A 26,022-nucleotide genomic window follows, 5' to 3' on the forward strand; every position below is an offset into this window, starting at 1 on the left:
TTCAGGCCGTCTCACTGAACTGCATCTTGTAGAGCGCGGCGTACAGCCCGCCGGCCGCCAGCAGATCCGAGTGCCCGCCTTGTTCCACGATACGGCCCTTGTCCAGCACGACAATGCGATCGGCATTCTGCACAGTCGACAACCGGTGGGCGATGACCAGGGTGGTGCGACCTTTCATGAGCCGTTCCAGCGAAGCCTGCACCTGCCGCTCGGATTCGTTGTCCAGGGCCGAGGTGGCCTCGTCCAGGATCAGGATGGGCGCATCCTTGATCAGCGCGCGGGCAATGGCCAGGCGCTGCCGCTGTCCGCCCGATAGCCTGGCGGCGTTCTCCCCTACCCTGCTATGCATGCCTTGCGGCAGGGAATCGACGAACTCCAACAGATTCGCATCGGCCAGGGCCTGCCGAATGATCTGCTCGGAGGGTTCGCTGCGGGCGCCGTAGCTGACATTCGCAGCGATGGTCTCGTCGAACAGCACCACGTCCTGGCTGACCAGCGAAATCGCGTCGCGCAAGCTGGTCAATGTCAGCTCCTCGATCGGCACCCCGTCCACCCGTATCAAGCCCGAAGATGGCAGCGCAAAGCGCGGCAGCATCGATACCAAGGTCGTCTTGCCGCTCCCTGACCGGCCGATGAATGCCACTGTCTGCCCCGGTTCCACCTTGAACGAAATATCGGCCAAGGTATCCCGGGCAGCCTCGGGAAACCTATGCGACACGTTCTCGAACTCAATGCGGCCGCGCACCGGCTGGGCCAAGGTGCGCGTACCGGCATCCGGCTCGGGCATCTCGTCCACCAGGGCGAATACACTCTCGGCCGCCACCAGCATGCGTTGCATGGGGCTGGCGACATTGGCCAGCCGCTTGAGCGGATCCAGTATCTGCAGCATGGCCGTCACGAAAGCGGCGAAACCTCCTACCGTGATCTGGTTGGCACCCGACTGCCCCAGCGCGGTCGCTACCACGATGGCCAAGGCAACCGCGGAAATGGCTTGAGTGATGGGCGCCGACGCCGCCGTGGCCACGGCATTGCGCATGGCAAAACGGCGCAACCGGCTATTGACCTGGAGGAACCGGGCCTCTTCGTGCTCGTAGCCGCTGAACAACTTGATCACCCTCTGCCCGTCAATGGCTTCGCTGACAATGCGGGTCAACTCGCCATTCATGGCGATGGTCTCGCGGTTGATCCTGCGGATGCGGCGGGAGATGGCCCGCATGATGAAGGTGGACAAGGGAAAAGCCACCAGCGCGATCAGCGTGAGCTGCCAGGACAGATACAACAGCACGCAAACCAGCGACACCACGATCAGCGTCTCGCGCACCAGCACGGTGATGACTTCGGTGGCCAACTGCATCACGCCCGCTGCATCCACCACGAAGCGGTTGAGCAACAACGACGACCCCATGCGCTTGAAATAGGTATCGGGCAGGCGCAACAGGCGATCGAACATTTCCCCGCGCAGGTCCGCCAGCACATGGTTGGCCGACCACGCCAGGAGGTAGTCACTCAGGAAGTTCAATACACCGCGGACCAGGAAAATACCGACGATGGCCAGCGGGATCTTCCAGACATAGTCCGGATTCTGACCATTGAAACCGCCGTCCAGCAGCGGCTTCATCAGCATCGCCAGGACAGGCTGCGATGCCGCCACCCCTGTCAGGAACAACATGCCGAGCGCGAGCGCTTTCCAATACTTCAGGACCCGCGTATAGACGCGGCGCCACAAATCGGCTTTGACGGGATGGGAGTTCACGAGGGAGTTTTCCGGAGCCAGACCGAATGCCGCTTCGACCTTCCCGCGGCGGCAGGCCCGCTTACAATACGAAGCTTCACATTGTACGCGCAGGCGGCCATCCGCCGGACTGCCCGCCCCTGCCTCTTGATGCCACGCGCCGACTCCATCTACGTACGCCTGCCTAACTGGGTTGGCGATGCCTGCATGTGCCTGCCCGCCCTCGAGTTGCTGCGGCGGGAAGGCCACCCGCTGGTGCTTTGCGGACGCGCCTGGGCCCAGGACCTGTTCTCCGGCCTGACGGGCCATGATGGATTCATCGCGCTGGGCCGCTCGTTCGGCGAAAACAGGCAGACGCTGCGCCGCTCGCTGGCCGGTCACGGCTCGGTGCGTGGCCTGATATTCCCCAATTCACTGTCCAGCGCCGCACTGTTTCGCCTGGCCGGCATCCGATCCGCCGGCTATCGCGGCGATGGCCGGTCGCTGCTGCTGAGCTGGGCATTGCCCAAGCCGCATGGCCTGCACGAGGTGGAGGTGTTTTACCGGCTGGCCTACGAGACGCTACGGCGCTGGCACCCCGGTCCGGCCAGCCGGCCTCCGGAGCCCGGCAAGCGCCTCGCGCTGCCCCTGACGGCGGCCCACCACGAACACGCCACGCAAACATTGGCGCAGGCAGGCATCACGGGCCCCTTCGTCCTGCTGGCGCCCATCGCCGCCGGGCTGCACCACGGCCGGCCCAAGGCATGGCCGGGGTTCGGCGCCCTGGCCGAGGCGCTCGGGCAACGCGGATGGACTTGCGCGATCTGTCCGCCCCCGCACGAGGTGGCCGTCTCGCGCGCGGCCGTCCCGTCCGCCACGGTACTGCCGCCGCTGTCCCTGGGTGCCTTTGCCGCCCTGACCACGCACGCCGCCGCGGTGGTATGCAACGACTCGGGTACGTCGCATGTTGCCGCCGCCGCGGGCGCCCGCCAAGTCACCCTATTCGGCGTCACTCGCCGGGAGCGCACCGGCCCATGGTCGCCCGATGCAGTCTGCCTGGGCGCCGAGGGACAATGGCCGGCCGTGCCCGAAGTCGTCGCCGCCGTCGAACGGCTGGCCCAAGGGGACACCGCATGAGCCGCAGGACTGCCGCGAAGACACCGCGGATCCTGGTCGTCGCCCTGCGCTACCTGGGCGACGTGCTGCTGACCACCCCCCTGCCCCATGCGCTGCGCCGGCACTATCCTGGCTGCGAGGTCGACATGCTGGTGTTCAAGGGCACCGAAAGCATGTTGCAGAACAACCCGGACATCCGCCGGGTCTACACCATCCCCGAACGCCCGGCACGCGAGGAAATCCTTGCACTCGCCCGCCAGCTCTGGCGCCGTTACGACCTCGCCGTGGTGCCGCAACCCGGCGACAAACCCCACCTGTTCGGTTTCGTGGCGGCACCTCGGCGGATTGGACTGGTCTCGACCGAACGCAGCCATTCCTGGTGGAAAAGGCTGTTGCTGCGAAACGCTCTGTCGGTCGACGGGATCACCCACCGCGTTCGCGAAAACGAACAGGTAGTGCAGATGCTGGGCGTGCCGTCCGCCCGCACCGTCATCCCCCCGACGGGCCAGATAGCTCCTGAGGAGTGGGCGGAAAAACTCTCGCCGTACCTGCACGGCACCGCTCCTTTCGATCCACGCCAGCCCTTCGCGGTGATCCATCCCTCGCCACGCTGGCGCTACAAGCGGTGGCATACGGCAGGTTGGGCCAGCCTCATGGGCGAACTGCGGCAGCAAGGCTTACGCCTACTGTTGAGCGGCGGTCCGGGCGAAGCGGAAAGCCGGTACCTGGACGAGATCCTGGCCGCGCTGGACGCCCCGACCCGCGCGGCCGTCATTCGCATCCAGGGCTGCCTGAGCCTGGGCGAACTGGCCGATCTCCTGCATCTGGCCCGGCTGTACGTGGGACCGGACACCGCCACGACCCATCTGGCCGCCGCCTGTGGCACTCCTACCCTGGCACTGTTCGGCCCAACCGAGCCCCGCCAATGGGGCCCCAGCCCGCCCGACGGGCTGGAGCCGCCCTGGGACCAGCGCGCATCCAGCCAAGTACGCGGCAACGTCGTCCTGCTGCAGGAACCCTTCCGCGCATGCGTGCCGTGCCAGCAGGAAGGCTGTGAGCGGCACCGCGAAAGCCACTCCGAATGCCTGGACCGCATGGCTCCGGAACGCGTATGCCAGGAAGCGGTCGCCATACTGCGCCGGCAACCCGGCGGCGGGGATGCTGTCCCTGCCCCACCAGCGGAAACCCAGCCATGAAACTCGCTATCGCCTGCCACCGTTTCGGCTACGGCGGCGGCATGGAACGCTACACCATGGACCTGGTGCGTGGGCTGCATCGGCTGGGAGTGCGTCCCCTGGTCTTCGCCCGCGAATTCGACACGGCCATTCCCGAACATGCCTACGTGGAACCGGTACGGATCAACGTCCGGGCCTTGCCCTCGAAACTGCGCGATCACTATTTTTCGGCGCGAGTCCACGCGCTCAAGGACAGCCACGGGGTGGACGTCCTGATCGGATGCAGCCGCACCGCCGCGTCCGACATCGCCATTTGCGGCGGCACGCACCAGGGATTCCTCGCCCATGCCCAACGCTCGCCCAAATGGTCGGATCGCTGGCAGATCCGGCTCGAATCGCGCCACTACGCCCATGCCCGCAAGGTGGTCGCGCACTCCGGCTTCATGGCGCAAGAACTGGAACGGTATTACGACCTCCCCGCCGGCAAACTCCATGTCGCCTATCCGCCGGTCGACGCTACCCGATTCGTACCCGTGACACCCGAGCGCCGCCTCGAATTGCGGCGGGCACTGGGCATCTCCGACGGGCAAGTCGCGTTCCTGTTCCCCTCCACCGGCCATGGCCGCAAGGGATACGAGCAACTCGCCTCGTTCTTCCAGGACACGGCGCTGCCGGTGTGCCTGCTCGTCGCCGGCCGGCCGGTCGACGCGCAGTCGCCCCGGATCCGCTACATCGGCTACCGGCAGGACATCGAGGACTGCTATCGCGCCGCCGATTTTACGATTCTGGCCTCGCGCTACGAACCCTTCGGCCTGGTCGGTCCGGAGTCCGTGCTATGCGGCACTCCGGCCGTGCTGCCGCGCGACACCGGCTGCGCCGAGGTGCTGTCGCGCGAGGCATGCGTCACGTTCGACCTGGATAGCCCGGCGTCGCTGGCTGACGCCATCGCCGGCTGCGTGGCACGGGTCCACGAGGGTCGCGCACGGCTATCGTCGCCGTCCGCCCACCTGTCCTATGCCACTGACGTCCTGGCCCATGCGCGCATCGTTCTCGACCTGGCCACCGCTCAGGCCGGCGGCTGAGATGGCGGACGCTGCCGTGCGACCCGCAGGAAGGGCCGCACCAGGATCTGATGCAGGAAACGCTGATACAAATAGCGCTTGAGGTAATAGCCGATGCTGCGCCGGGATTTCTCGGCAGTGTCCAGGTCGACCCGCCCGCCCTCCAGGTACGAGGTCTGCGCGAGTTCGGTCAACCCTATGCAGCTGGGCACGACGGCCCGGACCCGAACGATGCCCCGGCGCTCGAATCCCGCCCAGAAATCGGCTGCGCTCCAGACCGGCTGCAAGGCCGCCAGCATGCGCTCGGCGGCTCCACGCGTCACGATGTAACCATGGGCAAGCCACCAATGTCCGTATCGCCTTACCAGATGCCTCTGGCCGTCCAGCGACTGGCGGCCCCAGCGCGTGTACTTGTCGACATGGGACAACAGCACCACCGTCGGGCTCGCCGGGTCCAGTACGCGCTCTAACTCCCGCAGGACTCGCGGCACGTCGACGCCCGGCGCGGCATCGTCCTCCAGCACCAGAGCCCGGTCGGCGCCTTCGTCCAGCATCCGCCGATAGACGGCCAGATGGCTCAGGGCGCAACCGAGCTCGCCACGCGACAGCGGCCGGTAATCGCGTGTAGCGGCAACCTCATCGTACAGGGCGGAGACGGCCTGCGCGTCAAGTTGCGCCCCATCCACGGCCTGGCAAAGCACGTAGGACAGCCCCAAACGATCCAACTGCGTCCCGATTTTCCGTCGACGCTCGGCGGCACGCTCGAGATTGATGACGTATATCGGCATCATGAGTGAACGGCCTCCTGGCTCATCGCGCCTCTCGGGGCCGGCTCCCGGCAAACGATGAATGCCACCAGCCACGCCATGATCAGAACGTAGAAGGCATTGGTGATCGAAATACTGAACATGGCCTCGGTCAGCCCGAAAATGAAGAAACTCACAGCCGTGGTCAGTCCCATTGCCGCCGCACACGCAACACGAGGGTCCGCACGGCGCAACCTCCTGCCGAAGAAAACCGCGGGAGCCAGATAAAGCGTCAGTACCGCGATGAGACCGGGAACGCCGTAGGCGGCCATCGCATACAGAATATCGTTATGGGAATGGGCAAGCTCTGCGGCTTCTCGTGTGATCAGCCCCGCCTTGGCCTGTTCCCTGAGCGCATCTCTGAAATGCTCCCTTCCCACCCCGGTCCAGGGATGTTCTGCAAAAAGTCTCAGCGATGCGTGCCACACCTGGATGCGACCACCGCTCGAACTATCCAGCGTGTTCTTGCCGCCCGCCAGTGCCGCCACGCTTTCGGCCACCCGCTCCCGCACCATGTCGCTGGTACCCGCAATCGATACGCCGACGACCACCAGCGCGCTCAGCGCCATTACCCGCAGCTTGCGGGAACCATGACGATATGAGGCACATACGACACAGACCAGCACCGGGACGGCCAGCCAGCTACCGCGGGTCTGCCCCGAATACGCGACATACATGCCGGCCAACATCGCCAGCAGCTTCACCCCATGGATCGCATACTGCCGAGGCTCGTCCCATCCGATGGAGATGGCCGCCAGCGCCCCCATCAACAAAGCCAGGTTGGAAAAAGGGATGATGTTGTAGATTCCCACGTGGTCCGGTCGCATCTCGAGGGTGGCGAAATGAATCCACACCGCGGCATAGCAAGCCGCCGCGGCACACCCCCAGGCCATCCACTCCAGTCGTTTCGCCCCCAGCCTGGTCAGGCCCCAGGCCAGCACGAACAGCAGGACGAAGCGTGTGAACAGGTAAGGAATGTTGATCGGCTGCCCGGCCACTGCCTGCTGGATGGCCACCGCCAGCGGCCACAGCAGAAATGCCAGGCTCAGGCCACCGGCGCTGCGCCAGTAAGTGCCCCAGCGCTCCCGGTCGCGTCCGGGCATGAGCAGGCATCCAAGCCCCCAACAAGCCAGCACGGTGAACAGCGCGTTGGAAACCGACATCTTCGGCAGCAGGAACACCGGGAACAGCGCCAGCAATACCGCGAGCAGCCCCTGCAGACCCGCGAACCCCATCGCCGAACGAACAGCCCTCGACAGACCAACCACGCCGCTAGTACTCCAGCCCGACGTCGGCCGGCTGCCCCGTCAGCTTGCCCAGTTGCTGGATCAGCACGTCGGGCACCCGTACCCGCCAGTCCTCGCTCAGGCGCACCACGCACTTGGCATCGCCGCGGTTGTAGACGATCTCGACCGGCGTACCCGGGAAGCCGTTCTCGGGGTCGGCGCGATGCGGGTTGAGGACTTCACGCAGGGAGTCCGCGTGCGCGTTGCCGTTCAGGCGGATGGACAGCGCGCGGGCCTTGGCCTCGCGCGCCATCTGCAGGTCGAACAGTTCGTCGGCCACGATACGCATGCCGCCGGAGTACTCGTCGTTGCTGACCTTGCCGGAGACGATCAGCAACTGGTCTTCGCGCAGCCGGCTGCGGTGCCGCTCGTACAGCTCGTTGAACACCGAGATCTCGACCTGCGCCGTGCCATCGTCAAGCACGGCGAACACCATCTTCCCGCGCCGTGTCATCTGCGTGCGCACGGCCGACAGGATGCCCGCCATCCATTGCAGGTCGCGGCTGGGCTGCAGGTTGGACAGGGGGGTTCGCACGAACCGGCGGACTTCGGTGCGATAGGCGTCGAACAGGTGGCCGCTGAAGTAGAAACCCAGCGCGGTCTTTTCCTGGCCGAGGCGCTCGCGCTCGTCCCAGGGCTCGACATCGGCCAGCTCGCCCGCCAGGTCGGCGTGGTCGTCGCCGCCGAACAGCGACACCTGGCTGGCCGCGCGGGCGGCCTGTTCCGCGGCGTCCATCGCCGTGCCCAGGGTCGCCAGGACCGCGGCGCGGTTGGGCGACAGCGTGTCGAATGCGCCGGCCTTGATCAGGGCTTCGATGGCGCGGCGGTTCACCACGTGGCGATCGATGCGCCGGCAGAAATCGAACAGGTCGGTGAACGGCCCCTTCTCGGCCCGCGCGCGCAGGATTTCCTCGACCGCGCTCTGCCCGGTGCCCTTGACCGCCCCCAGCCCGTAGCGGATGGTGCGCGGCGGCTGCCCGCGCGCCGAATATTCGTCCAGCACCGGCTCGAAGCGGTAATTGGACAGGTTGATGTCGGGGGGCAGCACCTTGACCTTGTTGGCCACCGTGTCGGCCCAGAATATCTGGACCTTGTCGGTGTCGTCCATGTCGGACAACATGGTGGCGGCCATGAACTCGGCCGGATGGTGAGCCTTGAGCCAGGCCGTCTGGTAGGCGATCAGCGCGTAGGCCGCGGTATGCGACTTGTTGAAGCCGTATTCCGCGAACTTCTCCATCAGGTTGAACAGCGTGACCGCGATCTCGGGGTCATAGCCCTTCTTTTCCGCGCCCGACTGGAAGATCTCGCGGTGCTTGGCCATTTCCTCGGGCTTCTTCTTGCCCATGGCCCGGCGCAGCATGTCGGCGCCGCCCAGCGTGTAGCCGCCGATGATCTGCGAGATCAGCATCACCTGTTCCTGGTAGACGATGACCCCGTACGTGCTCTTGAGGACCGGTTCCAGGTCCGGGTGGAAGTATTCGGCCTTGGCGCGGCCGTGCTTGCGGTTGACGAAGTCGTCCACCATGCCCGAGCCCAGCGGGCCCGGCCGGTACAGGGCCAGCACGGCGATGATGTCTTCGAAGTTGCTGGGGCGCAGCTTCTTGAGCAGTTCCTTCATGCCGCGCGATTCCAACTGGAACACGGCGGTGGTGTTGCCGTCGCTCAGCAGCTTGTAGGAATCGAGGTCGTCCAGCGGCAGCGCCATGACGTCGAAGTCGCGCATGCCCTCGTTGAACTCGCGCACGTAGCGCACGGCCCAGTCGAGAATGGTCAGGTTGCGCAGGCCCAGGAAGTCGAACTTCACCAGGCCCACGGCTTCCACGTCGTCCTTGTCGAACTGCGACACCGCGATGTGGCTTTGGCCAGGCTGGCAGTACAGCGGGCAGAAATCGGTCAGCTTGCCCGGGGCGATCAGCACGCCGCCGGCGTGCATGCCGATGTTCCGCGTCAGTCCCTCGAGCGGCTGGGCCAGGTCGATCAGCGCGTGCGCTTCCTCGTCGTTGTCGTAGCGCTCCCTGAAGGCGGGCTCTTCGTTCAGCGCCCGCTCCAGGCTCCAGGGGTCGGCAGGCGAGTGCGGGATGATCTTGGACAGGCCGTCGCAGAACAGGTAAGGCAGGTCCAGCACCCGCCCCGCGTCGCGGATGACCGCCTTGGCGCCCAGCGTACCGAAGGTGGCGATCTGGCTGACCGCGTCGCGCCCGTATTTCTGCTTGACGTACTCGATGACCTTGTCGCGGTTGTCCTGGCAGAAATCGATATCGAAGTCGGGCATGGAGACCCGCTCCGGGTTCAGGAAGCGCTCGAACAGCAAGTCGTAGCGGATCGGATCGATATCGGTGATGCCCAGGCTGAACGCGACCAGCGAGCCTGCGCCCGATCCCCGGCCCGGCCCCACCGGCACGCCATTGTTCTTGCCCCAGTTGATGAAGTCCTGAACGATCAGGAAGTAGCCAGGAAAGCCCATGTCGATGATGGTCTGGCATTCCTTGTCCAGCCGCTGGTCGTATTCCTCCTGGTGCGCGGCGCGTTCCTTCTCGTCCGGGAAGAGCTGCGCCATGCGGCGCGCCAGGCCCTCCTTGGACAGCTGCACCAGGTATTCGGCCAGCGTCACGCCCTCGGGCGTGGGGAAATTGGGCAGCTTGGGATTGCCCAGTTCCAGCGTCAGGTTGCAGCGCGTGGCGATCGCCACCGTATTGGCCAGCGCCGAGGGCACGTCAGCGAAGCGTTCGGCCATTTCCTGCGAGGACAGCAGGTACTGCTCTTCCGTGTAGAGCCGTTGGCGGCGCGGATTGGCCAGGATCTCGCCTTCGGCGATGCAGACGCGGGCCTCGTGGGCGCGGAAGTCGTCGCGTTCGAGGAACTGTACCGGGTGCGTGGCGACCACCGGCGCGCCGCATTCGGCCGCCAGCCGCATCGCGGCCTGCACGTAGGTCTCGTCGCCTTCGCGGCCGGCGCGCTGCAGCTCGATGTAGTAGCCGCCCGGAAACACCTTCAGCCAGTGCCGCGCGAACGCCAGCGCCGCGTCGTGGTTGCCGGCCTCCAGCGCCTGGCCCACGTCGCCCTGGCGTCCGCCGGACAGGGCGATGAGCCCCGCGCCGTAGGTCTCGAGCCATTCGGGCCGGATCTCGCCGCGGCCGCGATGCTGGTTGGTCAGGAAGGCCTGCGTCAGCAGTTCGCACAGGTTCAGGTAGCCGGCGCGATCGCGCACCAGCAGCAGCATCCGGTAGGGCTTGTCGCGGTCGGCGTCGTTGGACACCCAGACGTCGCAGCCGGCGATGGCCTTGATGCCCTTGCCCCGCGCCGCCTTGTAGAACTTGATCAACCCGAACAGGTTGGAAAGATCGGTCAGCGCGATGGCCGGCTGTTCCAGCGCGGCGACTTTCTTGACCAGGTCGGGGATGCGGACGATGCCGTCCGACACCGAGAACTCGGAGTGGACGCGCAGGTGGACGAATGGGGGGGTAGGCGACTGGGACATGCCGGCATTTTAGCCTCTCGGCGCAGGGTCCGGGACACCCCCTGCGCCCCCTTTCCCCGCGGGCAGGCCCTACTCCTTCTCGATGCCCGCGGCCTGGATGACCCGGCTCCATTTGTCCAGTTCGGAGCGGCCGAAAGCCGCCAGTTCCGCGGGCGTGCTGTAGGACATCTCCAGCCCCAGGCCGACCAGGCGTTCGCGCACGGCCGGATCGCGCGTGGTCTTCTCCAGCGCACGGCTGAGCCGCTCGATCACCGGCGCGGGGGTACCCGCCGGCGCATACAGCGCATACCAGGCCAGCAGCTCGAATCCGGGATACTGCTCGGCGATGGGCGGCACCTCGGGCAGCAGCGGCCACGGCCTGGCGGAACTGATGCCCAGCGCGCGGACCTTGCCGGCCTTGACCTGCTGGGTGCCCGTCACGATGTCGGTGAACATGACCGAGACGTGGCCGGCCATGACGTCGTTCAAACCCAGCGGAATGCTCTTGTAGGGCACGTGCAGCATCTGGATGCCAGCGGCGGTCGTGAGCATCGCGCCCGGCACCAGGGTGCCGGCACTGCCCGAGGCATAGGACAGCTTGCCGGGCTGTGCCTTGGCCAGCTTGACCAGATCGGCCAGGGTCCTGACCGGCAGCGCGGGATTGGCGACCAGCAAGGCCGGCGTGTAGGCCACGCGCCCCACCGGCGCGAAGTCCTTGACGGGGTCGTAGCCCGGCGTCTTCATCAGGGCGGGATTGGCCGCCTGGGTGGTCTGCGTGGTGAAGAACAGGGTGTACCCGTCGGCAGCGGCCCGCGCCGCCGCCTGGGCCGCGATGGCGCCCTGCGCGCCGGCGCGGTTCTCGATCACCAGCGGCTGGCCCAGTTCGCGCGACAGCGCCTCGCCGACGATGCGGGCGGTCGTGTCCACGCCGCTGCCGGGTCCGAACGGCACCAGCACGGTCACGGGACGATGGGGATAGGAATCGGCCGCCATGGCGCCCGCCGCGCCGAGCGCGGCCAGGGAAGCCAGGGCGTACGCGCCCATGCGGATGCTCTTGGTCATGTTGTCTCCGGTTTATGGTTCAAGGGTGCCGCGGGTCGAGCGCGTCCAGCCAGCGCAGCACCCGGTCGGCGATGAGACCGCTGTTGCGGTCCATCATCAGGAAATGGGAATTGCCGCGCACGCCTTCTGCGGGCAGGTCCAGGGACTCGACCGCCGCGCCACTGCGCGCCAGCACGGCGGCGTACGCGTCCACCGTGGCGCGATATCGGCGCCAGACAGGGTGGTCGCCGATATGGTCGCCCCACACGATCAGGTGCGGCGGGATCGCCGCCGGCGGGGCGGCAGGCGCACCGGAAGGTTCGAGCGCAACCACGGCGCGCACGGACTCGGGCCGCTCCTGGGCCGCCAGCAGTGCAAACCCGCCGCCCTGGCTGTGCCCGACGACGATGCAAGGCCCCACCCGATCCAGCAGCGCGCGGTAGGCGGCGCTGGTGACGGCCTCGTGGCCGGCCCAGCGCGGCACCCATTGACGCGCGAACTGGTCGAAGGCGCCGACCGGGAACTGCTGCGCGGCGTGGGCCAGGCGGGCGGCCGGATCCGTGCGGTAGCCATGGGCCGGCCCCATCCGGAACATGTCCCAGGCCTCGTCCATGGTGCGGAACAGCGGCGCACCGGCATACAACTCGGGAAAGCGCGCCCAGGAAGCGCGGCCGCGCTCCACGGCGTCGGACACATAGACGTCGTATCCCGCGCCCAGGAAGCGCCACAGCCAGCCCGGACGGCCGTCGGGAGTCGTCTCCCAGTTGACGCCCGTCATGCCACCGCCGTGCCAGAACAGCACGGGCAGCGCGTGCCGTGGCCGCGCCAGCCGGTAGGCCTGCACGTACATCTGGCCGACGACATGGTCGCCGTTGGGATCGACCGGCCTGGGCTCGGCCCCCTGCGCCAGGCGCCTGGCCTCGGTGGGCAGGCCGCGCAGCGTGCGCACCTCGCCCCCCACGTGGAAGCTTTCGATCGCGCGCAGGCAGATCTCGTCCGGGGCCGGTTCAGTTGCGGGCATGGAGAAAATCCTGGTCCTCGGAAAAGCAGCGTATGCGGGGCACGGCGCCGAAGCAGGCGCCCAGGGCGTCCTCCATGGCCGCCATGAAACGCGCGACGACCTGGGCGTCGCGGCGTTCGTTGCGGCGGAACTGGACCTCCAGGTAGACGGGGCAGCCGCGCGGGACGGCGTGCGCCGCCACCACCACCAGTTGCACCTGGGCGGCCTGCGCGCCCAACAAGTCCACGCAGGCGCGCTCGGTGGCGCTGCCCAGCGGATCGAGCGGCGCGCCGGCCAGCAAGGGACTGGAAACGAAAACTTTGATGACGGGCATGGCGATCACGAACGAAAGGTGACGACCATGATGCCGACGGCCAATAATGAAATCCAGTGCAAATTATTGCGATATTATTGCGTTATGCGCACCAATTGCGACCTTCCCGACCTCCAGGCCTTCTGCGCCCTCGTGCGCTGCGGCGGCTTCAACAAGACCGCCGATCTGCTGGCGCTCTCGCCCTCGGCGTTGAGCCGGCGCATCAGCAAACTGGAGGAAGCCCTGGGGGGACGCCTGGTCGAACGCACCACGCGCACCATGGTGCTGACGCCGCTGGGCCTGGCCCTGCACGAGCGCCTGGCGCCGCTGCTGGACAGCCTGGACGACTGCCTGGCCGGAACCGCACGCATGGCGCGCGGCGAAGGCGGCCAGATGACCGTGGCCTGCATCACCACCGTGGCGTATTCCTTGTTCCCCGCAGCCCTGTCGCGCCTGCGGCAGCGGCATCCCGACGTGCGCGTGGATCTGCGCGACGACACGGGGGCGCGCGTGCGCGATGCCGTGCTGCGGCGGGAAGCCGAGTTCGGCATCACGGTTCTGTGGGAAGACGAACCCGAGCTGGCCTGCCAGTCGCTGCGCGACGACCCCTACGTGCTGGCATGCGCTCCCGGCCACCCGATGGCCGCGCGCGCCCAGGCGGCCTGGGCCGACCTGGCGGGGCAGCGGGTGCTGGCCCTGCGCCGCAGCAGCGCCAACCGCCAGCAGATCGACGCCGCCCTGGCCGTGGCGGGCGTGCCCGCGCCCTGGTTCGACGAGGTGGAGCACCTGTCGTCCATGATCGGATTCCTGGAACACGGCGGGTGGATGGCGGTGCTGCCCCGCCTGGCGCTGGCGGCGACGACCCGGGTCGCCACCATCCCCTTGACGGCCCCGACCATCGCGCGCCGCATCTGCCTCGTGCGGCGGCGCGACACGACGCTGAGCCGGCCCGCGCGTGCGCTGTGGGACGAACTGGCGCGCAGCATCACGGCCCCGCCGTCCGCGCCTGCTCCCGCCTGACCGGTCAGGCCGCTTCTCCCGTCCCGCCGTCGCGCGCAGCCCGCAGCGACCGCATGAGCTTGTCCAGCAGCGCGTCGAGCTGGTGCAATTCCTGTTCGCTGAAATCGCCGAACATCACCTCGCGCTCATGGCCGCCGCCGATGCGGTCGGCCTGCTCGCGCATGCGGCGTCCACGGGCGGTCAGGGTCAGCTCGAACGCCCGCGCATCGCGCGCGCTGATGCTGCGCTCGGCCAGGCCGAGTTCGATCAGCCGCGACACGACCTTGGACAACACGGTCTTTTCTATGAAGGTCGCGGCCTGCAGGGCCGACACGCTGATGCCGGGCGCATCGCCGATCTGGCGCAACACCCGCAGGTCGCGCACCACCAGCCCGAGTTCCTTCCGATAGAGCTCGTTGACCTGCCGCACCGCCTCGCTCTTGATGAGATCGAGCTTGTAGGTGAAGTAGGTCTCGAGTTTCTTGGTCACGGCGGTCTCGTGCGGGCGGCGGGGCATCGCGGCATTGTATGCCGCGCCTCGCCAGCGGGGTAAATACTGAGTGCAATTTTCAATAGTTGAAATAGCATCCTATTTTTCGCTTCAGACGATAGGATTGCAATGAAAATCGAGGTCTCGGACACGCACGCCCAGGACATGACCACATGGCGGCGCACGCTCCACCGCAACCCCGAACTCGGCTTCGAGGAACACGAGACGGCGGCCTTCGTCGCCGAACGCCTGCGTGAATGGGGCATCGAAACCCATGCCGGCATCGGCGGAACGGGCGTGGTCGGCGTCATCCACGGCGCGCAGGGTCCCGGCCGCAACCTCGGCCTGCGCGCCGACATGGACGCGCTGCCCATGCAGGAACAGACCGGGCTGCCCTACCAGTCGGTGCGTCCCAACCGCTTCCATGGCTGCGGCCACGACGGCCATACCGCCATCCTGCTGGGCGTGGCTCGCCATTTCGCGTCGAACCGCGACTTCCGCGGCACGCTGAACCTGATCTTCCAGCCTGCCGAGGAAACGCTGCGCGGCGGCTCGACCATGATCCAGGACGGCCTGTTCGAACGCTTTCCGTGCGACGAACTCTACGGCCTGCACAACCACCCCCCGCTGGAGCCCGGCCGCGTCGGCGTGCGCAACGGCGCCACGCTGTCGGCCTGCGACCTGTTCCGCATCCGCATCCACGGCGTCGGCGGCCATGCCGCCAGCCCGCACCGCACGGTGGATCCCGTGGTGGTCGGCAGCGCGCTGGTGCAGTCGCTGCAGACCATCGTCAGCCGCTCGGTGGATCCGCTGCAGACCGCGGTGGTCAGCGTCTGCCAGTTCCACGCCGGTACCGCCATCAACGTCATCGCCGACCAGGCCGTGCTGGAGGGCACGGTGCGCACGCTGGACCACGGCGTGCAGGCGGAGGTCCTCAAGCGACTGAAGGAAATCTGCGCCGGCGCCGAACAGGCCCACCGCTGCCGCATCGAGTTCGAGCATCTGCAGACCTCCCCCGCCACCATCAACAACGCCGAACAGGCGCAGGTCGTACGCGAGGCCGCGCTGGCCGTCGTCGGCCCGGACGGCCTGGAGCCCGACATTCCGCCGCTGATGGCCTCCGAGGACTTCGCCTACATGCTGCAGGAAAAACCCGGCTGCTACTTCTTCCTGGGCAATGGCGGCCACATGTGCCACCACCCCAAGTTCGATTTCAACGACGACGTGCTGCCCGTCGGCATGTCGATGATGATCGAGATCGCGCGCCGCCGTCTGGTGGCCTGACCCCAAACCGAGGACTCCGCCATGCACGCATCCCGCTACCTTGCCGCCCCCGTCCTGGGGCTCCTCATGCTTGCCGCCGCGCCGGCGCAGGCCCAGACCGCCTACCCCACGCGCCCCATCCACCTGATCGTCAACGGTGCGCCGGGCAGCCTGCCCGACCTGTTCGCCCGCCCCATCGCCGAGAAGATGCGGACATCCCTGGGACAGGCCGTGGTGATCGACAACCGCCCCGGCGCGGGCGGCCTGCTCGCCATGACGAACCTGAAGAACAGCGCCGCCGACGGCTACACGCTGGCGGTGGTCACCAACGCGCATGCCGTCTGGAACCAGTATCTGTTCAGCAAGCTGCCCTACCACCCGCAGGCCGACCTCCAGGCCGTCAGCCCCATCGCCGTCATTCCCATGGTGCTGACCGCCAGCCCCGCCCTGCCCGCCGGCTCGCTCAAGGAACTGGTCGCGCTGGCCAAGGCCAGGCCCGGGGTGCTGAACTACGCCTCCTCCAGCACCGGCTCGCCGCCTCACGTCCTGTTCGAGATGTTCAAGCTGCAGACCGGGGCCGACATCCTCCACGTCCCGTTCAAGTCCGGCCCCGACGCGCTCAACTCCACCATCAGCGACCGGACCCAGCTCTACCTGGCCGGCTCCGCCCTGATCGAGCCGCAGGTCAAGGACGGCCGGCTCAAGGCCCTGGCCGTGAACACCCGGGAACGCCTGCCCGGCCTGCCCGGCGTCCCCACCTTCGCCGAGCAGGGCTACCAGGGCCTGGAAGACACCGTCTGGCTGGGAGTCGTGGCCCAGGCCGGCGTGCCCGCCGACATCGTCCAGCGGCTGAATCGCGAGATCGCCAAGGCGGTCCGGGCCGAGGACATGAAGAAGCTCTACGACGCGCACGGCTCGGTGGTCTACACCTCCAGCCCGGAGGAGTTCGCCGCGCGCATCAAGGCCGATCATGCGCTGTGGGGGCCGGTGATCAGGAAGGCGAACATTTCACTCGACTGACCGGCCAAGCGGAAATCCCGCGCTGAAATGCAAAGGCCCCGGCGGCGCATGCCCCGAGGCCCTTGTCGATCACCGCGCGATGCCTACTCCCGGGCCGCGCCCGGGACTTCCACCGTATAGTTCAGCGCCAGGCGGCCGCCGTCGACGAATACCGTCTGCCCGGTCACGTAGCTGGCGTCCTCGCTGGCCAGGAACACCGCAGCGCCGGCCACTTCTTCCGGCCGCCCCAGCCGCGTCATCGGGATGCGCGACAACACCGTGTGCAGCGCCTTGGGATTGTCGGTGATGGTCGACATGATGTCGGTATCGATGCTGCCCGGCCCCAGCGCATTGACGCGTACGCCGTGCGGCGCCATCGCCAGCGCCATGGCCTTGGTCATCTGCCGCACCGCGCCCTTGCTGGCGCCGTAGGCCAGCTGGTTGGACATCGCCAGCTCGGCCGTCATCGACGACAGCGTGATGATGCTGCCGCCGCGTCCACCCCGCACCATGGCCTTGGCGGCGGCCTGGGCCACGAGGAAGGTCCCGCGGACGTTGACGTTCATCACGAAGTCCAGGTCCTCCAGCGTCACGTCCAGGAACTCGGCGGCGCGGATCACGCCGGCATTGCAGACGCAGATGTCCAGCCCGCCGAACTCGCGCTCGCACAGCGCCACCATCTCGGCCACCTGGGCCGGATCGGTGACGTCACCGCGCATCGCGCGCGCCGGGCCGGGCATGGCCGCCAAGGCCTCGCCCTCGACCTTCTCGGCGCGATCCACCAGCACCACGTTGGCGCCTTCCTGGCTATACCGCTTGGCGATCGCCAGCCCGATACCGCCCGCGGCGCCGGTCACCAGCGCCGTCTTGTCCTTCAACCTCATTGCTACTCCAATCGATCCCATGACTACAAGCGGGAAAAACGCCGGCCATCGTCAGCCGGATGGTGCCCCGGGGGCACGGCGGATCCGGCTTTGCCGGTCCGTCAGTGCCGCCCCCTTGAGGGGGCGTAGGGGGTGGGTCCTAGACGCCGACGTACTGGGCGATCAGCTCGGGACGTGCCGAGAGTTCCGGCGACGTGCCGCGCCAGACCGTCACGCCCTTGTCCAGGATGAAGTTGCGGTCGGACAAGCGCAGCAGGGCCTTGGTGTTCTTGTCCACCACGATCATGGTCAGGCCTTCCTGCTTGAGCTGGGCCAGCACGCTCCAGATCTCGGCGCGCACGATGGGGGCCAGGCCCTCGGTGGCCTCGTCCAGCACCAGCAGGCGGGGGTTGGTCATCAGCGCGCGGCCGATGGCCAGCATCTGCTGCTCGCCACCCGACAACTGCGTGCCGAGGTTGGAGCGCCGCTCCTTCAGGCGCGGGAACAGGCCGTAGATCTTGTCCAGCGTCCAGGCCGAGGCGTCGGTGCGCTTGGACGTGGCGATCAGGTTTTCCTCCACGGTCAGCGTGGGGAATATCTGGCGCCCTTCCGGCACCAGCGACAGTCCCAGCCGGCCCACGCGGTACGGCGCCATGCCGTTCAGCGTCTGCCCGTCGAAAGTGATGCTGCCGGCCGCCGGCTTGAGCAGGCCGAACAGGCAGTTGATCACCGTCGTGCGCCCCATGCCGTTACGGCCGATCAGGCCCACGACCTCGCCGCGCTTGACCTCCATGTCGATGTCGAACAGTGCCTGGCAGGAACCGTACTTGGCCGCCAGTCCTTGTATGGAAAGCATGCGTGAACTCCTGCCTCAGGCATCGGCGTCGTCGCCCAGATAGGCGCGGCGCACTTCGGGATGGTTGCGGATTTCCTCGATCGAGCCGGTCGCGACGATCTTGCCGTAGACCAGCACGCTGATGCGGTCGGCCAGCGAGAAGACCGCGTTCATGTCGTGCTCGATCAGGAGGATGGTGTAGCGGCCCTTCAGGGAACGCAGCAGCTCGATGGCCGCGGCGCCTTCGGCCGCGCTCATGCCGGCCATGGGCTCATCCAGCAGCAGGATGCGCGGATCCGCCGCCAGCGCCATGGCGACCTCGAGCTGGCGCCGCTGGCCGTAGGCCAGGTTGGACACCACGGTGTCGGCCACGTCGGACAGGTGGCACTGCTCGATGATCGCGCGGGCCTTTTCCATGACATCCCCGTAGGACGACATGGGCTTCCAGACGGCCCAGCGCACGCCTTTCTTGCGCAGCGCCGCCAGGCACACGTTCTCGACCACGGTGAAGGCGTCGAAGATGGACGTGATCTGGTAGGACCGCAGCAGGCCCATGCCCACGCGGTGCTGCACGGGCGTGCCGCTGACTTCTTCGCCGCCCAGCACGATGCTGCCTTCGTCCGAGCGCAGCTCGCCGGTCAGCAGGTTGATGAGCGTGGTCTTGCCGGCACCGTTGGGGCCGATGATGGCGTGCAGTTCGCCCGGCTCGATCTCCAGCGTCACGCCGTCGGTGGCGCGCAAGCCGCCGAAGCGCTTGACCAGGTCCTGGGTACGCAGTCCGATGGCGTTCATTGCGATTCTCCCGCGGAAACGGCGGCGACCTTGGGCGCCGCGGCAGGCGCCGCGGACGGCGCCGGGGCGGACGCTTCGCGCGGGCGGATCAGCCACGCGAAGCCGTTCCTGGTCAGCAGAGCGATCACGACGATGACCGGCCCCATGATCAGCATCCAGTGCTGGGTCAGGCCCTTGAAGAACTCTTCCATGACCAGGAAGGCGATCGCGCCCACGATGGGACCGGTGATCGTGCCCAGCCCGCCGATGACCAGCATGACGATCAGTTCGCCCGACACCGGCCACGACATGTAGCTGGGCGAGGCGAAGGCCGTCAGGTTCGCCAGCAGGAGGCCCGCCAGCCCGGTCAGCACGCCGGACAGGACGTAGGCGGCCAGCTGCACGCGGAAGACCGAGTAGCCGAAGGCGTTGACGCGGCGGGGGTTGATGTGGGTGGCCTGCAGCACCATGCCGAACGGCGACTTCTTGAGCCGCGCCAGGAACACCGTGACCGCCAGCAGCACGGCCCAGGCCGCCCAGTAGACCTCGGAACTGCCCGACAGCTCGAACAGCCCGAAGTTGCTCGGCTCATTGATGTTCAGGCCATCGTCGCCGCCGAAGGTGGTCATGCTGACCATCAGGAAGTAGAACATCTGGGCAAAGGCCAGCGTGATCATGATGAAGCCGATGCCCGAGGTGCGCAGGCATACGGTGCCCACGACCAGGCCGACCAGCGCGCACACGACCACGGCGGTCAGCAGTTGCAGCCAGCCATCGCTGATGCCGTAGTAGCTGAGTATGCCCACGGCATAGCAGCCCAGGCCGATGAACATGGCATGGCCGAAGCTGACCAGGCCGGCGAATCCCAGCACGAGGTTCAGCGCGCAGGCGGCCAGCGCATAGATCAGCACGCGGGCGAAGAACGTCACGTAGAACGGCTCGCCTATCGCCTGCGCGACGAACGGCACGGCCGCCAGGATTATGAACAGGACCGGGATCATCCAGGCCCCGAATTTGACGCGATTCATATCGTCTACCTTGCAGGAATATCAGTTACCGCCGCAACCAGACCCAGGGCACCGCGGATCCGGCTCCGCCGGTCCGCCAGTGCCGCCCCCTGGGGGGCGCGCGAAGCGCGTAGGGGGGGGGCCTACTTCTTGTTCAGGATGCCATTGGGGCGGAAAGCCAGCACCAGCGCCATCAGCACATAAATCAGCATGGAGGCCATGGCCGGGCCGACGGCGTTGGCCGAGGCGGGCTGCATGAACGAGCCGAGCAGGTGCGGAATGTAGGCGCGCCCCAGCGTATCGATCACGGCGATGATCATCGCCGCCACCAATGCGCCGCGGATGGACCCGATACCGCCCACCACGATGACCACCAGCGCAAGGATCAGGACCGGTTCGCCCATGCCGGACTGCACCGACAGGATGGGCCCGGCCAGCGCGCCAGCCAGTCCCGCCAGCCCCGCCCCGAGCATGAACAGCAGTTTCTTGAGCAGGTCGATGTTCACGCCCAGCACGCTGACCATGGGCGAATTGCTGGCGCCGGCGCGGATCAGCATGCCGAAGCGCGTCTTCTGGATCAGGTACCAGGCACCCAGCGCCACCAGCACGCCGACCGCGATGATCAGGATCCGGTAGACGGGATACTGCGACCCGAACAGCGTCACGGCGCCGTCCAGCGCCGACGGAATGGCCGCGTAGTAGGGACGGTTGCCGAAGATGACGATGGCCAGCTCGTTGAAGAACATCATCAGGCCGAAGGTCGCGAGCACCTGGTACAGGTGGTCGTGCCGGTACAGCGGCTTGGCGACCAGGTGCTCCAGCAGCAGCCCCACCAGCCCGGCCGAGATGATGGCCGCGGCGATGGCGAAGATGAAGGACCCGCTCGCGTTGTAGGTGGCGGCGCCGATGAACGCGCCGACCATGTACAGCGAACCGTGCGCGAGATTGATGAAATTCATGATGCCGAAGATCAGGGTCAACCCTGATGACAGCAGGAACAACAAGACGCCGAGCTGCACACCATTGAGCAACTGCGACAAAAACAGCGAACTATTCATTGACAGACTTCCGTGTCAAAACCCGGGTCTTCCCCGCATACCCGGTTCTTTCGTTCTTAGTGCCCATGCACTCCCCGATCCCGTGGCGGCGATCGCCACCCAGCATACCGGCGCCCGCCCCCATCATCCATCGGTGCCACCCCTGAAAGGGAAGCCCCAACCCAGGATAAGGGACCTAGACCCAGGATGCGGTGGATCCGGCTCCGCCGGTCCACCCGCATCGCCCCCTTGAGGGGGCGCCCGAAGGGCGTAGGGGGTGGGCTTTCCTTGCGCGCGTAAGCGCGTAGGGGGGGGTCTACATCTTGCATTCAGCCGCGTACGCGTCCTTGTGGTCCGTCAGGACCTGCGACAGTTGCTTGTAGCCCACGCCGTCGCCGTTCTTGACGATCTCGTAGGCGTAGTAGTGCTGGATGGGCATGTTGTTGGTGTTGAAGGCGAACTTGCCACGGGCCGTGGGGAACTTGGAGCCGGCTTCCTTGACGGCGGCCGCGAAGGCCTTCTTGTTCGACACCTTGCCGCCCAGCTTGGTGATGGCGGCATCCAGCAGGTAGGCGGCGTCATAGGCGGCCACCGCGTACTCGGTGGGGGGACGCTTGTACTTGGCTTCGTAGCCCGACACGAATTTCTTGTTCTGCGGATTGTCGAGCACCGGCGCCCACGGCGTGCCGTAGATCGAACCGACCGCCTGCTGCTTGAGCGCGGCCAGCGAGTTGGAATCGATCAGGCTCTCGGACAGGAACGGCAGCTTGCCCATCAGGCCGGCCTGGTTCAACTGGCGCACGAAGTTCACGCCCACGCCGCCGGGATAGAACACGAACAGGGCATCCGGCTTGGCGCTCTGGACGGCGGCGATCTCGGCCGCGTAGTCGAGCTGGCCCAGCGGGGTGTAGACCTCGTTCTGGATCGCGCCGCCGTAGAAGCGCTTGAAGCCGGCCAGCTTGTCCTTGCCGGCCTGGTAGTTCGACGTCATCAGGTAGACGTTCTTGTAGCCCTGTTCCTTGGCGTACTTGCCCATGGCTTCGGACATGCCGTCGTTCTGCCACCCCATCACGAACAGGTTGGCCATGCAGCCCTTGCCGGCGATCGGGGCCGGACCGGCGTTGGTCGACAGCGCGACGACGCCCGAATCCTTGATGCGGCGGGTCTCGGCCATCAGCACGTTCGAGAAGCCCAGCCCGACGATGGCGTCGACCTTGTCGCGCTCGATGAACTTCTGGACGATCTGTGCGCCGACGTCCGGCTTGAGCTGGTCATCCTCGCGCAGCACGGTCACGGGCTGGCCGCCCAGCTTGCCGCCCAGTTGCTCGACGGCCAGCATGAAGCCGTCGTACTGGTCCTGGCCCAGCGCCGCCATGGGGCCCGACAGCACCCCGGAAAAACCGATCTTGACCTCGGCGTGCGCGGCGCCGGCAACCATCAGGGCCGCCGCGACCAGTACGGCGGTTTGCTTCTTCATCATCGACTATGTCTCCTTCGTCGGGAAATAGCGGGAAATCAGCGCCCCAGCGCCTTGGCGGTCTTGCCGCCTATCCCGAAATTCGTCTTGGGCACTTCGACCAGCACCACGCGCACGGACTCGCGGGGAGCGCCGATGGCGCGGTGGGTCGCTTCGGTCAACTCCTCGATCAGGGCCGCGCGCTGTTCGTCGGTGCGGCCCTCCATCATTTGCACCTGGATGAGGGGCATGGCGAGCTCCTTACAGTTTCACGCAGACGTTGCGCAGTTCGGTGTAGAACTCCAGCGAGTGCACCCCGCCCTCGCGGCCGATGCCCGACTGCTTGGCGCCGCCGAACGACGTGCGCAGGTCGCGCAGGAACCACGAGTTGACCCAGCAGATACCGACGTTCAAGGCCTTGCCCAGGCGATGGGCGGTCCCCACGTTCTGCGTCCACACCGTGGCGGCCAGGCCGTACGGCGTGTCGTTGGCCATCTTGATGACTTCTTCCTCGGTGTCGAAGGGCGTGATGTGGCAGCAGGGTCCGAAGATCTCCTCGCGGATCACGGCGGCCGTCTCGGGCAGGCCGGTCCAGATCGTGGGCTGCACCCAGGCGCCCTCGGACATCTTGCCGGGCATGTCGGGCACGCCGCCGCCGGTGACGATGGTGGCGCCTTCCTCGCGGGCCTTGGCGTAATAGCTCAGGACCTTCTCGCGATGCACCTGCGAGACCAGCGGACCGAAATTGGTGGCGTGGTCGTGCGGATCGCCCAGCTTGAACGACTCGGCCTTGGCCTTGAGCGCGGCAACGAACTTCTCGAAGATGGGGCGCTGCACGTAGACGCGCTCGGTACCCAGGCACACCTGGCCGCTGTTCTCGAACGCGGAACGGGCGATGCCGGCGACAGCCTTGTCGAAATCGGCGTCGGCGAACACGATGCCGGGGTTCTTGCCGCCCAGTTCGAACGACACCGGGCGCACGCCCTTGGCGGCGGCCTTCATGATGGCTTCGCCGGTACGGGTCTCGCCGGTGAAGGTAATGCCGTCCACGTCGGGATGCTGGGTCAGGAATTCGCCGGCGGAGTCCGGGCCGAAACCGTGGACGACGTTGTAGACGCCGGGCGGCACGCCGACCTCGTTCATCACCTCGCCCAGCAGCGTGGCGGTGGCCGGGGTTTCCTCGGACGGCTTGACCACGACGGTGTTGCCGCAGGCCAGGGCCGGGCCGACCTTCCAGGTCATCAGGAGCAGCGGCAGGTTCCACGGGCAGACCACGCCGATGACGCCGCGCGGCACGCGTACCGCGTAGTTCAGCGCGAAGCCGTTGTCAGGGGTCTCCATGTCGAAGCTTTCGCCCGGCACATTGCGGATCAGGTCGGCGAAGACCTTGAAGTTGGCGGCGCCGCGGGGGATGTCGACATGGCTGGCGAGCACGTGGGGCTTGCCGGTATCGGCCATCTCGGCCGCCAGGAAATCATCGAACCGGCGGTTGATGCCGTCGGCGATGGCGTGCAGCATTTCCACCCGCTGCTGCACCTTCATGGTCGCCCACGGGCCCGACAGGGCGGCGCGCGCGGCCTTGACGGCGGCATCGACTTCGGCACGGCCGGCCTCGTGCACGGGACCGATCAGGCTGTTGTCGACGGGGTTGCGGTTCTCGAAGGTCTTGCCGGTGGCGACCCACTGGCCGTTGATGAAATTCTTGAATTCGTTCATGGCTGTATTCTCAGATGACGTTTGCAAATTCGGGATCGCCGTCGCACAGGTATTCCCACATGCGTTCGAAGATGCGGCCTGCGCCGGTGGCACGGCGGGCCGCCTCTTCCGGCGACAGCGTCGGGCCGTCGGCCAGTCCGGCCGCGCGCAGTTGCAGCTCGATGCGCGCGGCGTCTTCCAGGTACCAGTTCAGCACCACCGCCTGCTCGATATTGGGCGCGGCTACCACCGCGCCGTTGCCGCGCATGACCACGGCCGCGGCGGTGCCCAGCTTCGCGGCCACGCCGGCGGCCTGCTCGTCGGTGCGGATCAGTTGCGGATCGTCCCAGAGCGGGACGGCCGGCGAGAAATACGAGCCCATGCCATGGCGCGGCGCCGGCGTCACGCGCGCGGACGACAGGGTCATCACGTCGCGCGGCATGCTGCGGATCACCGCTCCGACCTCGGGCCGCAAGCGATAGATGTGCTGGTGGATGCGGACTTCCCCCAGCACGCCTTCGGGCAGTTCGCCGCGAACCGGGACCACGGTGCCGTCCTCGTGCGGACCGATCATGCCCATGGGCTTGGCGGCGCACACCAGGAAACGGTCGGCATCCAGCCGCAGGCTGCAATGGCCGTAGGCATGGACCAGGTTGGCGCGCGCCAGGGCGCGGGCGGCCGCCCGCACCAGGCTCTGCTGCCGGGCGGTCGGTGCGTTGTCGTGCTGGCTCAAGTCTTGAACTCCGGAATATCGGGTTTGGATCCCCACATGCAGAACGACGACGGGATGGCAGGGAAAGTGCGGGGACGGTAGGTCTTCTCGTCCTCTTCCGTGATCAGGCGCACGCCCGTCGAGTATTCGTAGATCATGCCGTCCGGTCCCTCGAAATACAGGAACATCGCGCCCGAGGTCGGATGGCGGCCCGGGCCGAAGCGGATGGGGATGCGCTTCTCCAGCAGGATGTAATAGGCCCGCATCACGTCGTCGATGCTCTCGACCTGATGGTTGATGTGCTGCACGCCGGGGTAGCTGGACGGGAACAGCGCGATCTTGTGATGCACTTCGTCGATGCGCAGCAGGGGCGCTTCGCCGATGCGGTCGCTGACCTTGGCGCTGAGCAGCTGGGTCCAGAAGGCTTCGTCGCGGCGGGGATTCAGGGTGCGCAGGCCGATGTGGCTGAATCCCGTGATGCCCGCGTCGCGCGACGGGAAATAGCGGCGGCCGCTATGGTGCGGCGCATGGACCAGGTCGACGCTGTTGCCCGACGGGTCCTTGAAGTTGATGAAGTCGCGCACGTGGCGCTTCTCGGCTTCCTCGACGCTGCCGCGGGTGGCCGCGTAGCCCGACTGCTCCAGCAGCACCATGGCCTGGTCGAGTTCTTCGGGCGTGTCGACCTCGAAGGCCGAGGTGTGGTCACGCGGATCACCTTCGAAATAGCAGAGCGTGTGATCGCGGCTGTCGGACTTCAGGTAGACCGCCTTGCCGACGCGGCGGGCCACTTCCAGACCCAGGACTTCGGTTGCATAGCGCACCGAACCTTCCAGGTCGGGCGTGCCCAGCCGCACGTAGCGGATGTCGTGTAGATGAATCACCGGTGTCTCCAACTGGGGGCCGTGAAAGCCCCCTGCACTTTCGTAGGC

24 protein-coding genes are annotated in these 26,022 nt (G+C 67.0%); 6 read left to right on the top strand and 18 right to left on the bottom strand.

Annotation, left to right across the window (positions count from 1 at the left end; all coding sequences use genetic code 11):
* Window position 1: 1 nt before the first annotated feature.
* On the bottom strand, window positions 2-1,753 hold the full coding sequence (gene msbA / locus N5K27_RS19930; RefSeq protein ID WP_279818306.1) for a lipid A export permease/ATP-binding protein MsbA: 1,752 nt from the start codon (window positions 1,751-1,753) through the stop codon (window positions 2-4).
* A gap of 186 nt (window positions 1,754-1,939) precedes the next feature.
* On the opposite strand from msbA, the gene N5K27_RS19935 reads away from it, so the two are divergent.
* The 3 genes from N5K27_RS19935 to N5K27_RS19945 are packed head-to-tail and all read left to right on the top strand — an operon-like array spanning window position 1,940 to window position 5,084.
* The gene (locus N5K27_RS19935) at window positions 1,940-2,848 is read left to right on the top strand and encodes a glycosyltransferase family 9 protein (protein ID WP_279818307.1); all 909 of its coding nucleotides are present in this window, start codon (window positions 1,940-1,942) and stop codon (window positions 2,846-2,848) included.
* Window positions 2,845-4,023 carry a glycosyltransferase family 9 protein gene (locus N5K27_RS19940; protein WP_279818308.1) on the top strand — a complete coding sequence of 393 codons (1,179 nt, stop codon included), beginning with the start codon at window positions 2,845-2,847 and terminating at the stop codon, window positions 4,021-4,023. The genes N5K27_RS19935 and N5K27_RS19940 overlap by 4 nt, the downstream gene beginning before the upstream one ends.
* Window positions 4,020-5,084 carry a glycosyltransferase family 4 protein gene (locus tag N5K27_RS19945; RefSeq protein ID WP_279818309.1) on the top strand — a complete coding sequence of 355 codons (1,065 nt, stop codon included), beginning with the start codon at window positions 4,020-4,022 and terminating at the stop codon, window positions 5,082-5,084. Before N5K27_RS19940 ends, N5K27_RS19945 begins: the two co-directional genes overlap by 4 nt.
* Here N5K27_RS19945 and N5K27_RS19950 read toward each other — a convergent pair.
* From N5K27_RS19950 to N5K27_RS19975, 6 genes are all read right to left on the bottom strand, one after another.
* Window positions 5,069-5,854, bottom strand: a complete 786-nt coding sequence (locus N5K27_RS19950) for a glycosyltransferase family 25 protein (RefSeq protein WP_279818310.1) — start codon at window positions 5,852-5,854, stop codon at window positions 5,069-5,071. The genes N5K27_RS19945 and N5K27_RS19950 overlap by 16 nt on opposite strands.
* Window positions 5,851-7,137, bottom strand: a complete 1,287-nt coding sequence (locus tag N5K27_RS19955) for an O-antigen ligase family protein (RefSeq protein WP_144389564.1) — start codon at window positions 7,135-7,137, stop codon at window positions 5,851-5,853. The genes N5K27_RS19950 and N5K27_RS19955 overlap by 4 nt, the downstream gene beginning before the upstream one ends.
* Window positions 7,138-7,141: 4 nt before the next feature.
* Window positions 7,142-10,633: a DNA polymerase III subunit alpha gene (gene dnaE, locus N5K27_RS19960; protein ID WP_132979370.1), complete on the bottom strand. Its 3,492-nt coding sequence runs from the start codon at window positions 10,631-10,633 to the stop codon at window positions 7,142-7,144.
* Between the two features lie 69 nt (window positions 10,634-10,702).
* Window positions 10,703-11,674: a tripartite tricarboxylate transporter substrate binding protein gene (locus tag N5K27_RS19965; RefSeq protein ID WP_087840772.1), complete on the bottom strand. Its 972-nt coding sequence runs from the start codon at window positions 11,672-11,674 to the stop codon at window positions 10,703-10,705.
* A gap of 19 nt (window positions 11,675-11,693) precedes the next feature.
* Window positions 11,694-12,674, bottom strand: coding sequence for an alpha/beta fold hydrolase (locus N5K27_RS19970; protein ID WP_132979371.1), 981 nt, complete (start codon window positions 12,672-12,674; stop codon window positions 11,694-11,696).
* Window positions 12,661-12,987 (bottom strand): hypothetical protein, encoded by a 327-nt coding sequence (locus tag N5K27_RS19975; protein ID WP_132979372.1) that lies wholly within the window; start codon window positions 12,985-12,987, stop codon window positions 12,661-12,663. The genes N5K27_RS19970 and N5K27_RS19975 overlap by 14 nt, the downstream gene beginning before the upstream one ends.
* A gap of 84 nt (window positions 12,988-13,071) precedes the next feature.
* Between N5K27_RS19975 and N5K27_RS19980 the strand changes: the two genes are divergently transcribed.
* Window positions 13,072-13,986 (top strand): LysR family transcriptional regulator, encoded by a 915-nt coding sequence (locus N5K27_RS19980; protein WP_165963087.1) that lies wholly within the window; start codon window positions 13,072-13,074, stop codon window positions 13,984-13,986.
* A gap of 4 nt (window positions 13,987-13,990) precedes the next feature.
* On the opposite strand, the gene N5K27_RS19985 is transcribed toward N5K27_RS19980, so the two are convergent.
* Window positions 13,991-14,455 carry a MarR family winged helix-turn-helix transcriptional regulator gene (locus tag N5K27_RS19985; protein ID WP_279818316.1) on the bottom strand — a complete coding sequence of 155 codons (465 nt, stop codon included), beginning with the start codon at window positions 14,453-14,455 and terminating at the stop codon, window positions 13,991-13,993.
* A 129-nt stretch (window positions 14,456-14,584) separates the two neighbouring features.
* Between N5K27_RS19985 and N5K27_RS19990 the strand changes: the two genes are divergently transcribed.
* On the top strand, window positions 14,585-15,739 hold the full coding sequence (locus tag N5K27_RS19990) for a M20 aminoacylase family protein (protein WP_243724442.1): 1,155 nt from the start codon (window positions 14,585-14,587) through the stop codon (window positions 15,737-15,739).
* Between the two features lie 21 nt (window positions 15,740-15,760).
* Entirely contained in the window at window positions 15,761-16,738 is a 978-nt protein-coding gene (locus N5K27_RS19995; protein WP_243724443.1) for a tripartite tricarboxylate transporter substrate binding protein, read from the top strand.
* Between the two features lie 83 nt (window positions 16,739-16,821).
* Here the strand turns inward: N5K27_RS19995 and N5K27_RS20000 are convergent, their stop codons facing one another.
* From N5K27_RS20000 to N5K27_RS20045, 10 genes are all read right to left on the bottom strand, one after another.
* Window positions 16,822-17,601: an SDR family oxidoreductase gene (locus N5K27_RS20000; protein ID WP_087840776.1), complete on the bottom strand. Its 780-nt coding sequence runs from the start codon at window positions 17,599-17,601 to the stop codon at window positions 16,822-16,824.
* A 139-nt stretch (window positions 17,602-17,740) separates the two neighbouring features.
* A complete protein-coding gene (locus tag N5K27_RS20005) occupies window positions 17,741-18,436 on the bottom strand; it encodes an ABC transporter ATP-binding protein (RefSeq protein WP_087840777.1) in 696 nt (231 codons plus the stop codon).
* Window positions 18,437-18,451: 15 nt separating this feature from the next.
* The gene (locus tag N5K27_RS20010; RefSeq protein WP_087840778.1) at window positions 18,452-19,207 is read right to left on the bottom strand and encodes an ABC transporter ATP-binding protein; all 756 of its coding nucleotides are present in this window, start codon (window positions 19,205-19,207) and stop codon (window positions 18,452-18,454) included.
* Window positions 19,204-20,214 carry a branched-chain amino acid ABC transporter permease gene (locus N5K27_RS20015; protein WP_087840779.1) on the bottom strand — a complete coding sequence of 337 codons (1,011 nt, stop codon included), beginning with the start codon at window positions 20,212-20,214 and terminating at the stop codon, window positions 19,204-19,206. The genes N5K27_RS20010 and N5K27_RS20015 overlap by 4 nt, the downstream gene beginning before the upstream one ends.
* 122 nt (window positions 20,215-20,336) lie before the next feature.
* On the bottom strand, window positions 20,337-21,251 hold the full coding sequence (locus tag N5K27_RS20020; RefSeq protein ID WP_087840780.1) for a branched-chain amino acid ABC transporter permease: 915 nt from the start codon (window positions 21,249-21,251) through the stop codon (window positions 20,337-20,339).
* Between the two features lie 295 nt (window positions 21,252-21,546).
* Complete coding sequence (locus tag N5K27_RS20025; RefSeq protein ID WP_087840865.1) at window positions 21,547-22,707, bottom strand: ABC transporter substrate-binding protein; 1,161 nt, start codon at window positions 22,705-22,707, stop codon at window positions 21,547-21,549.
* A 38-nt stretch (window positions 22,708-22,745) separates the two neighbouring features.
* Complete coding sequence (locus N5K27_RS20030) at window positions 22,746-22,937, bottom strand: 2-hydroxymuconate tautomerase (protein ID WP_087840781.1); 192 nt, start codon at window positions 22,935-22,937, stop codon at window positions 22,746-22,748.
* A 10-nt stretch (window positions 22,938-22,947) separates the two neighbouring features.
* Entirely contained in the window at window positions 22,948-24,402 is a 1,455-nt protein-coding gene (locus N5K27_RS20035) for a 2-hydroxymuconic semialdehyde dehydrogenase (RefSeq protein WP_087840782.1), read from the bottom strand.
* Between the two features lie 10 nt (window positions 24,403-24,412).
* Window positions 24,413-25,114 carry a class II aldolase/adducin family protein gene (locus N5K27_RS20040; protein WP_207958608.1) on the bottom strand — a complete coding sequence of 234 codons (702 nt, stop codon included), beginning with the start codon at window positions 25,112-25,114 and terminating at the stop codon, window positions 24,413-24,415.
* Complete coding sequence (locus N5K27_RS20045; RefSeq protein WP_087840783.1) at window positions 25,111-25,974, bottom strand: VOC family protein; 864 nt, start codon at window positions 25,972-25,974, stop codon at window positions 25,111-25,113. The genes N5K27_RS20040 and N5K27_RS20045 overlap by 4 nt, the downstream gene beginning before the upstream one ends.
* Window positions 25,975-26,022: the final 48 nt, after the last annotated feature.

It is taken from the genome of Pigmentiphaga sp. GD03639 (assembly GCF_029845405.1).
GTDB lineage: Bacteria > Pseudomonadota > Gammaproteobacteria > Burkholderiales > Burkholderiaceae_B > Pigmentiphaga > Pigmentiphaga daeguensis.

What these genes read in the sequence shown, in the direction of transcription:
- N5K27_RS19935 (WP_279818307.1), top strand. Translation starts at nt 1,940, where the DNA reads ATGTGCCTGCCCGCCCTCGAGTTGCTGCGGCGGGAAGGCCACCCGCTG.
- N5K27_RS19940 (WP_279818308.1), top strand. Translation starts at nt 2,845, where the DNA reads ATGAGCCGCAGGACTGCCGCGAAGACACCGCGGATCCTGGTCGTCGCC.
- N5K27_RS19945 (WP_279818309.1), top strand. Translation starts at nt 4,020, where the DNA reads ATGAAACTCGCTATCGCCTGCCACCGTTTCGGCTACGGCGGCGGCATG.
- N5K27_RS19950 (WP_279818310.1), bottom strand. Translation starts at nt 5,854, where the DNA reads ATGATGCCGATATACGTCATCAATCTCGAGCGTGCCGCCGAGCGTCGA.
- dnaE (WP_132979370.1), bottom strand. Translation starts at nt 10,633, where the DNA reads ATGTCCCAGTCGCCTACCCCCCCATTCGTCCACCTGCGCGTCCACTCC.
- N5K27_RS19965 (WP_087840772.1), bottom strand. Translation starts at nt 11,674, where the DNA reads ATGACCAAGAGCATCCGCATGGGCGCGTACGCCCTGGCTTCCCTGGCC.
- N5K27_RS19970 (WP_132979371.1), bottom strand. Translation starts at nt 12,674, where the DNA reads ATGCCCGCAACTGAACCGGCCCCGGACGAGATCTGCCTGCGCGCGATC.
- N5K27_RS19975 (WP_132979372.1), bottom strand. Translation starts at nt 12,987, where the DNA reads ATGCCCGTCATCAAAGTTTTCGTTTCCAGTCCCTTGCTGGCCGGCGCG.
- N5K27_RS19980 (WP_165963087.1), top strand. Translation starts at nt 13,072, where the DNA reads ATGCGCACCAATTGCGACCTTCCCGACCTCCAGGCCTTCTGCGCCCTC.
- N5K27_RS19990 (WP_243724442.1), top strand. Translation starts at nt 14,585, where the DNA reads ATGAAAATCGAGGTCTCGGACACGCACGCCCAGGACATGACCACATGG.
- N5K27_RS19995 (WP_243724443.1), top strand. Translation starts at nt 15,761, where the DNA reads ATGCACGCATCCCGCTACCTTGCCGCCCCCGTCCTGGGGCTCCTCATG.
- N5K27_RS20000 (WP_087840776.1), bottom strand. Translation starts at nt 17,601, where the DNA reads ATGAGGTTGAAGGACAAGACGGCGCTGGTGACCGGCGCCGCGGGCGGT.
- N5K27_RS20005 (WP_087840777.1), bottom strand. Translation starts at nt 18,436, where the DNA reads ATGCTTTCCATACAAGGACTGGCGGCCAAGTACGGTTCCTGCCAGGCA.
- N5K27_RS20010 (WP_087840778.1), bottom strand. Translation starts at nt 19,207, where the DNA reads ATGAACGCCATCGGACTGCGTACCCAGGACCTGGTCAAGCGCTTCGGC.
- N5K27_RS20015 (WP_087840779.1), bottom strand. Translation starts at nt 20,214, where the DNA reads ATGAATCGCGTCAAATTCGGGGCCTGGATGATCCCGGTCCTGTTCATA.
- N5K27_RS20020 (WP_087840780.1), bottom strand. Translation starts at nt 21,251, where the DNA reads ATGAATAGTTCGCTGTTTTTGTCGCAGTTGCTCAATGGTGTGCAGCTC.
- N5K27_RS20025 (WP_087840865.1), bottom strand. Translation starts at nt 22,707, where the DNA reads ATGAAGAAGCAAACCGCCGTACTGGTCGCGGCGGCCCTGATGGTTGCC.
- N5K27_RS20030 (WP_087840781.1), bottom strand. Translation starts at nt 22,937, where the DNA reads ATGCCCCTCATCCAGGTGCAAATGATGGAGGGCCGCACCGACGAACAG.
- N5K27_RS20035 (WP_087840782.1), bottom strand. Translation starts at nt 24,402, where the DNA reads ATGAACGAATTCAAGAATTTCATCAACGGCCAGTGGGTCGCCACCGGC.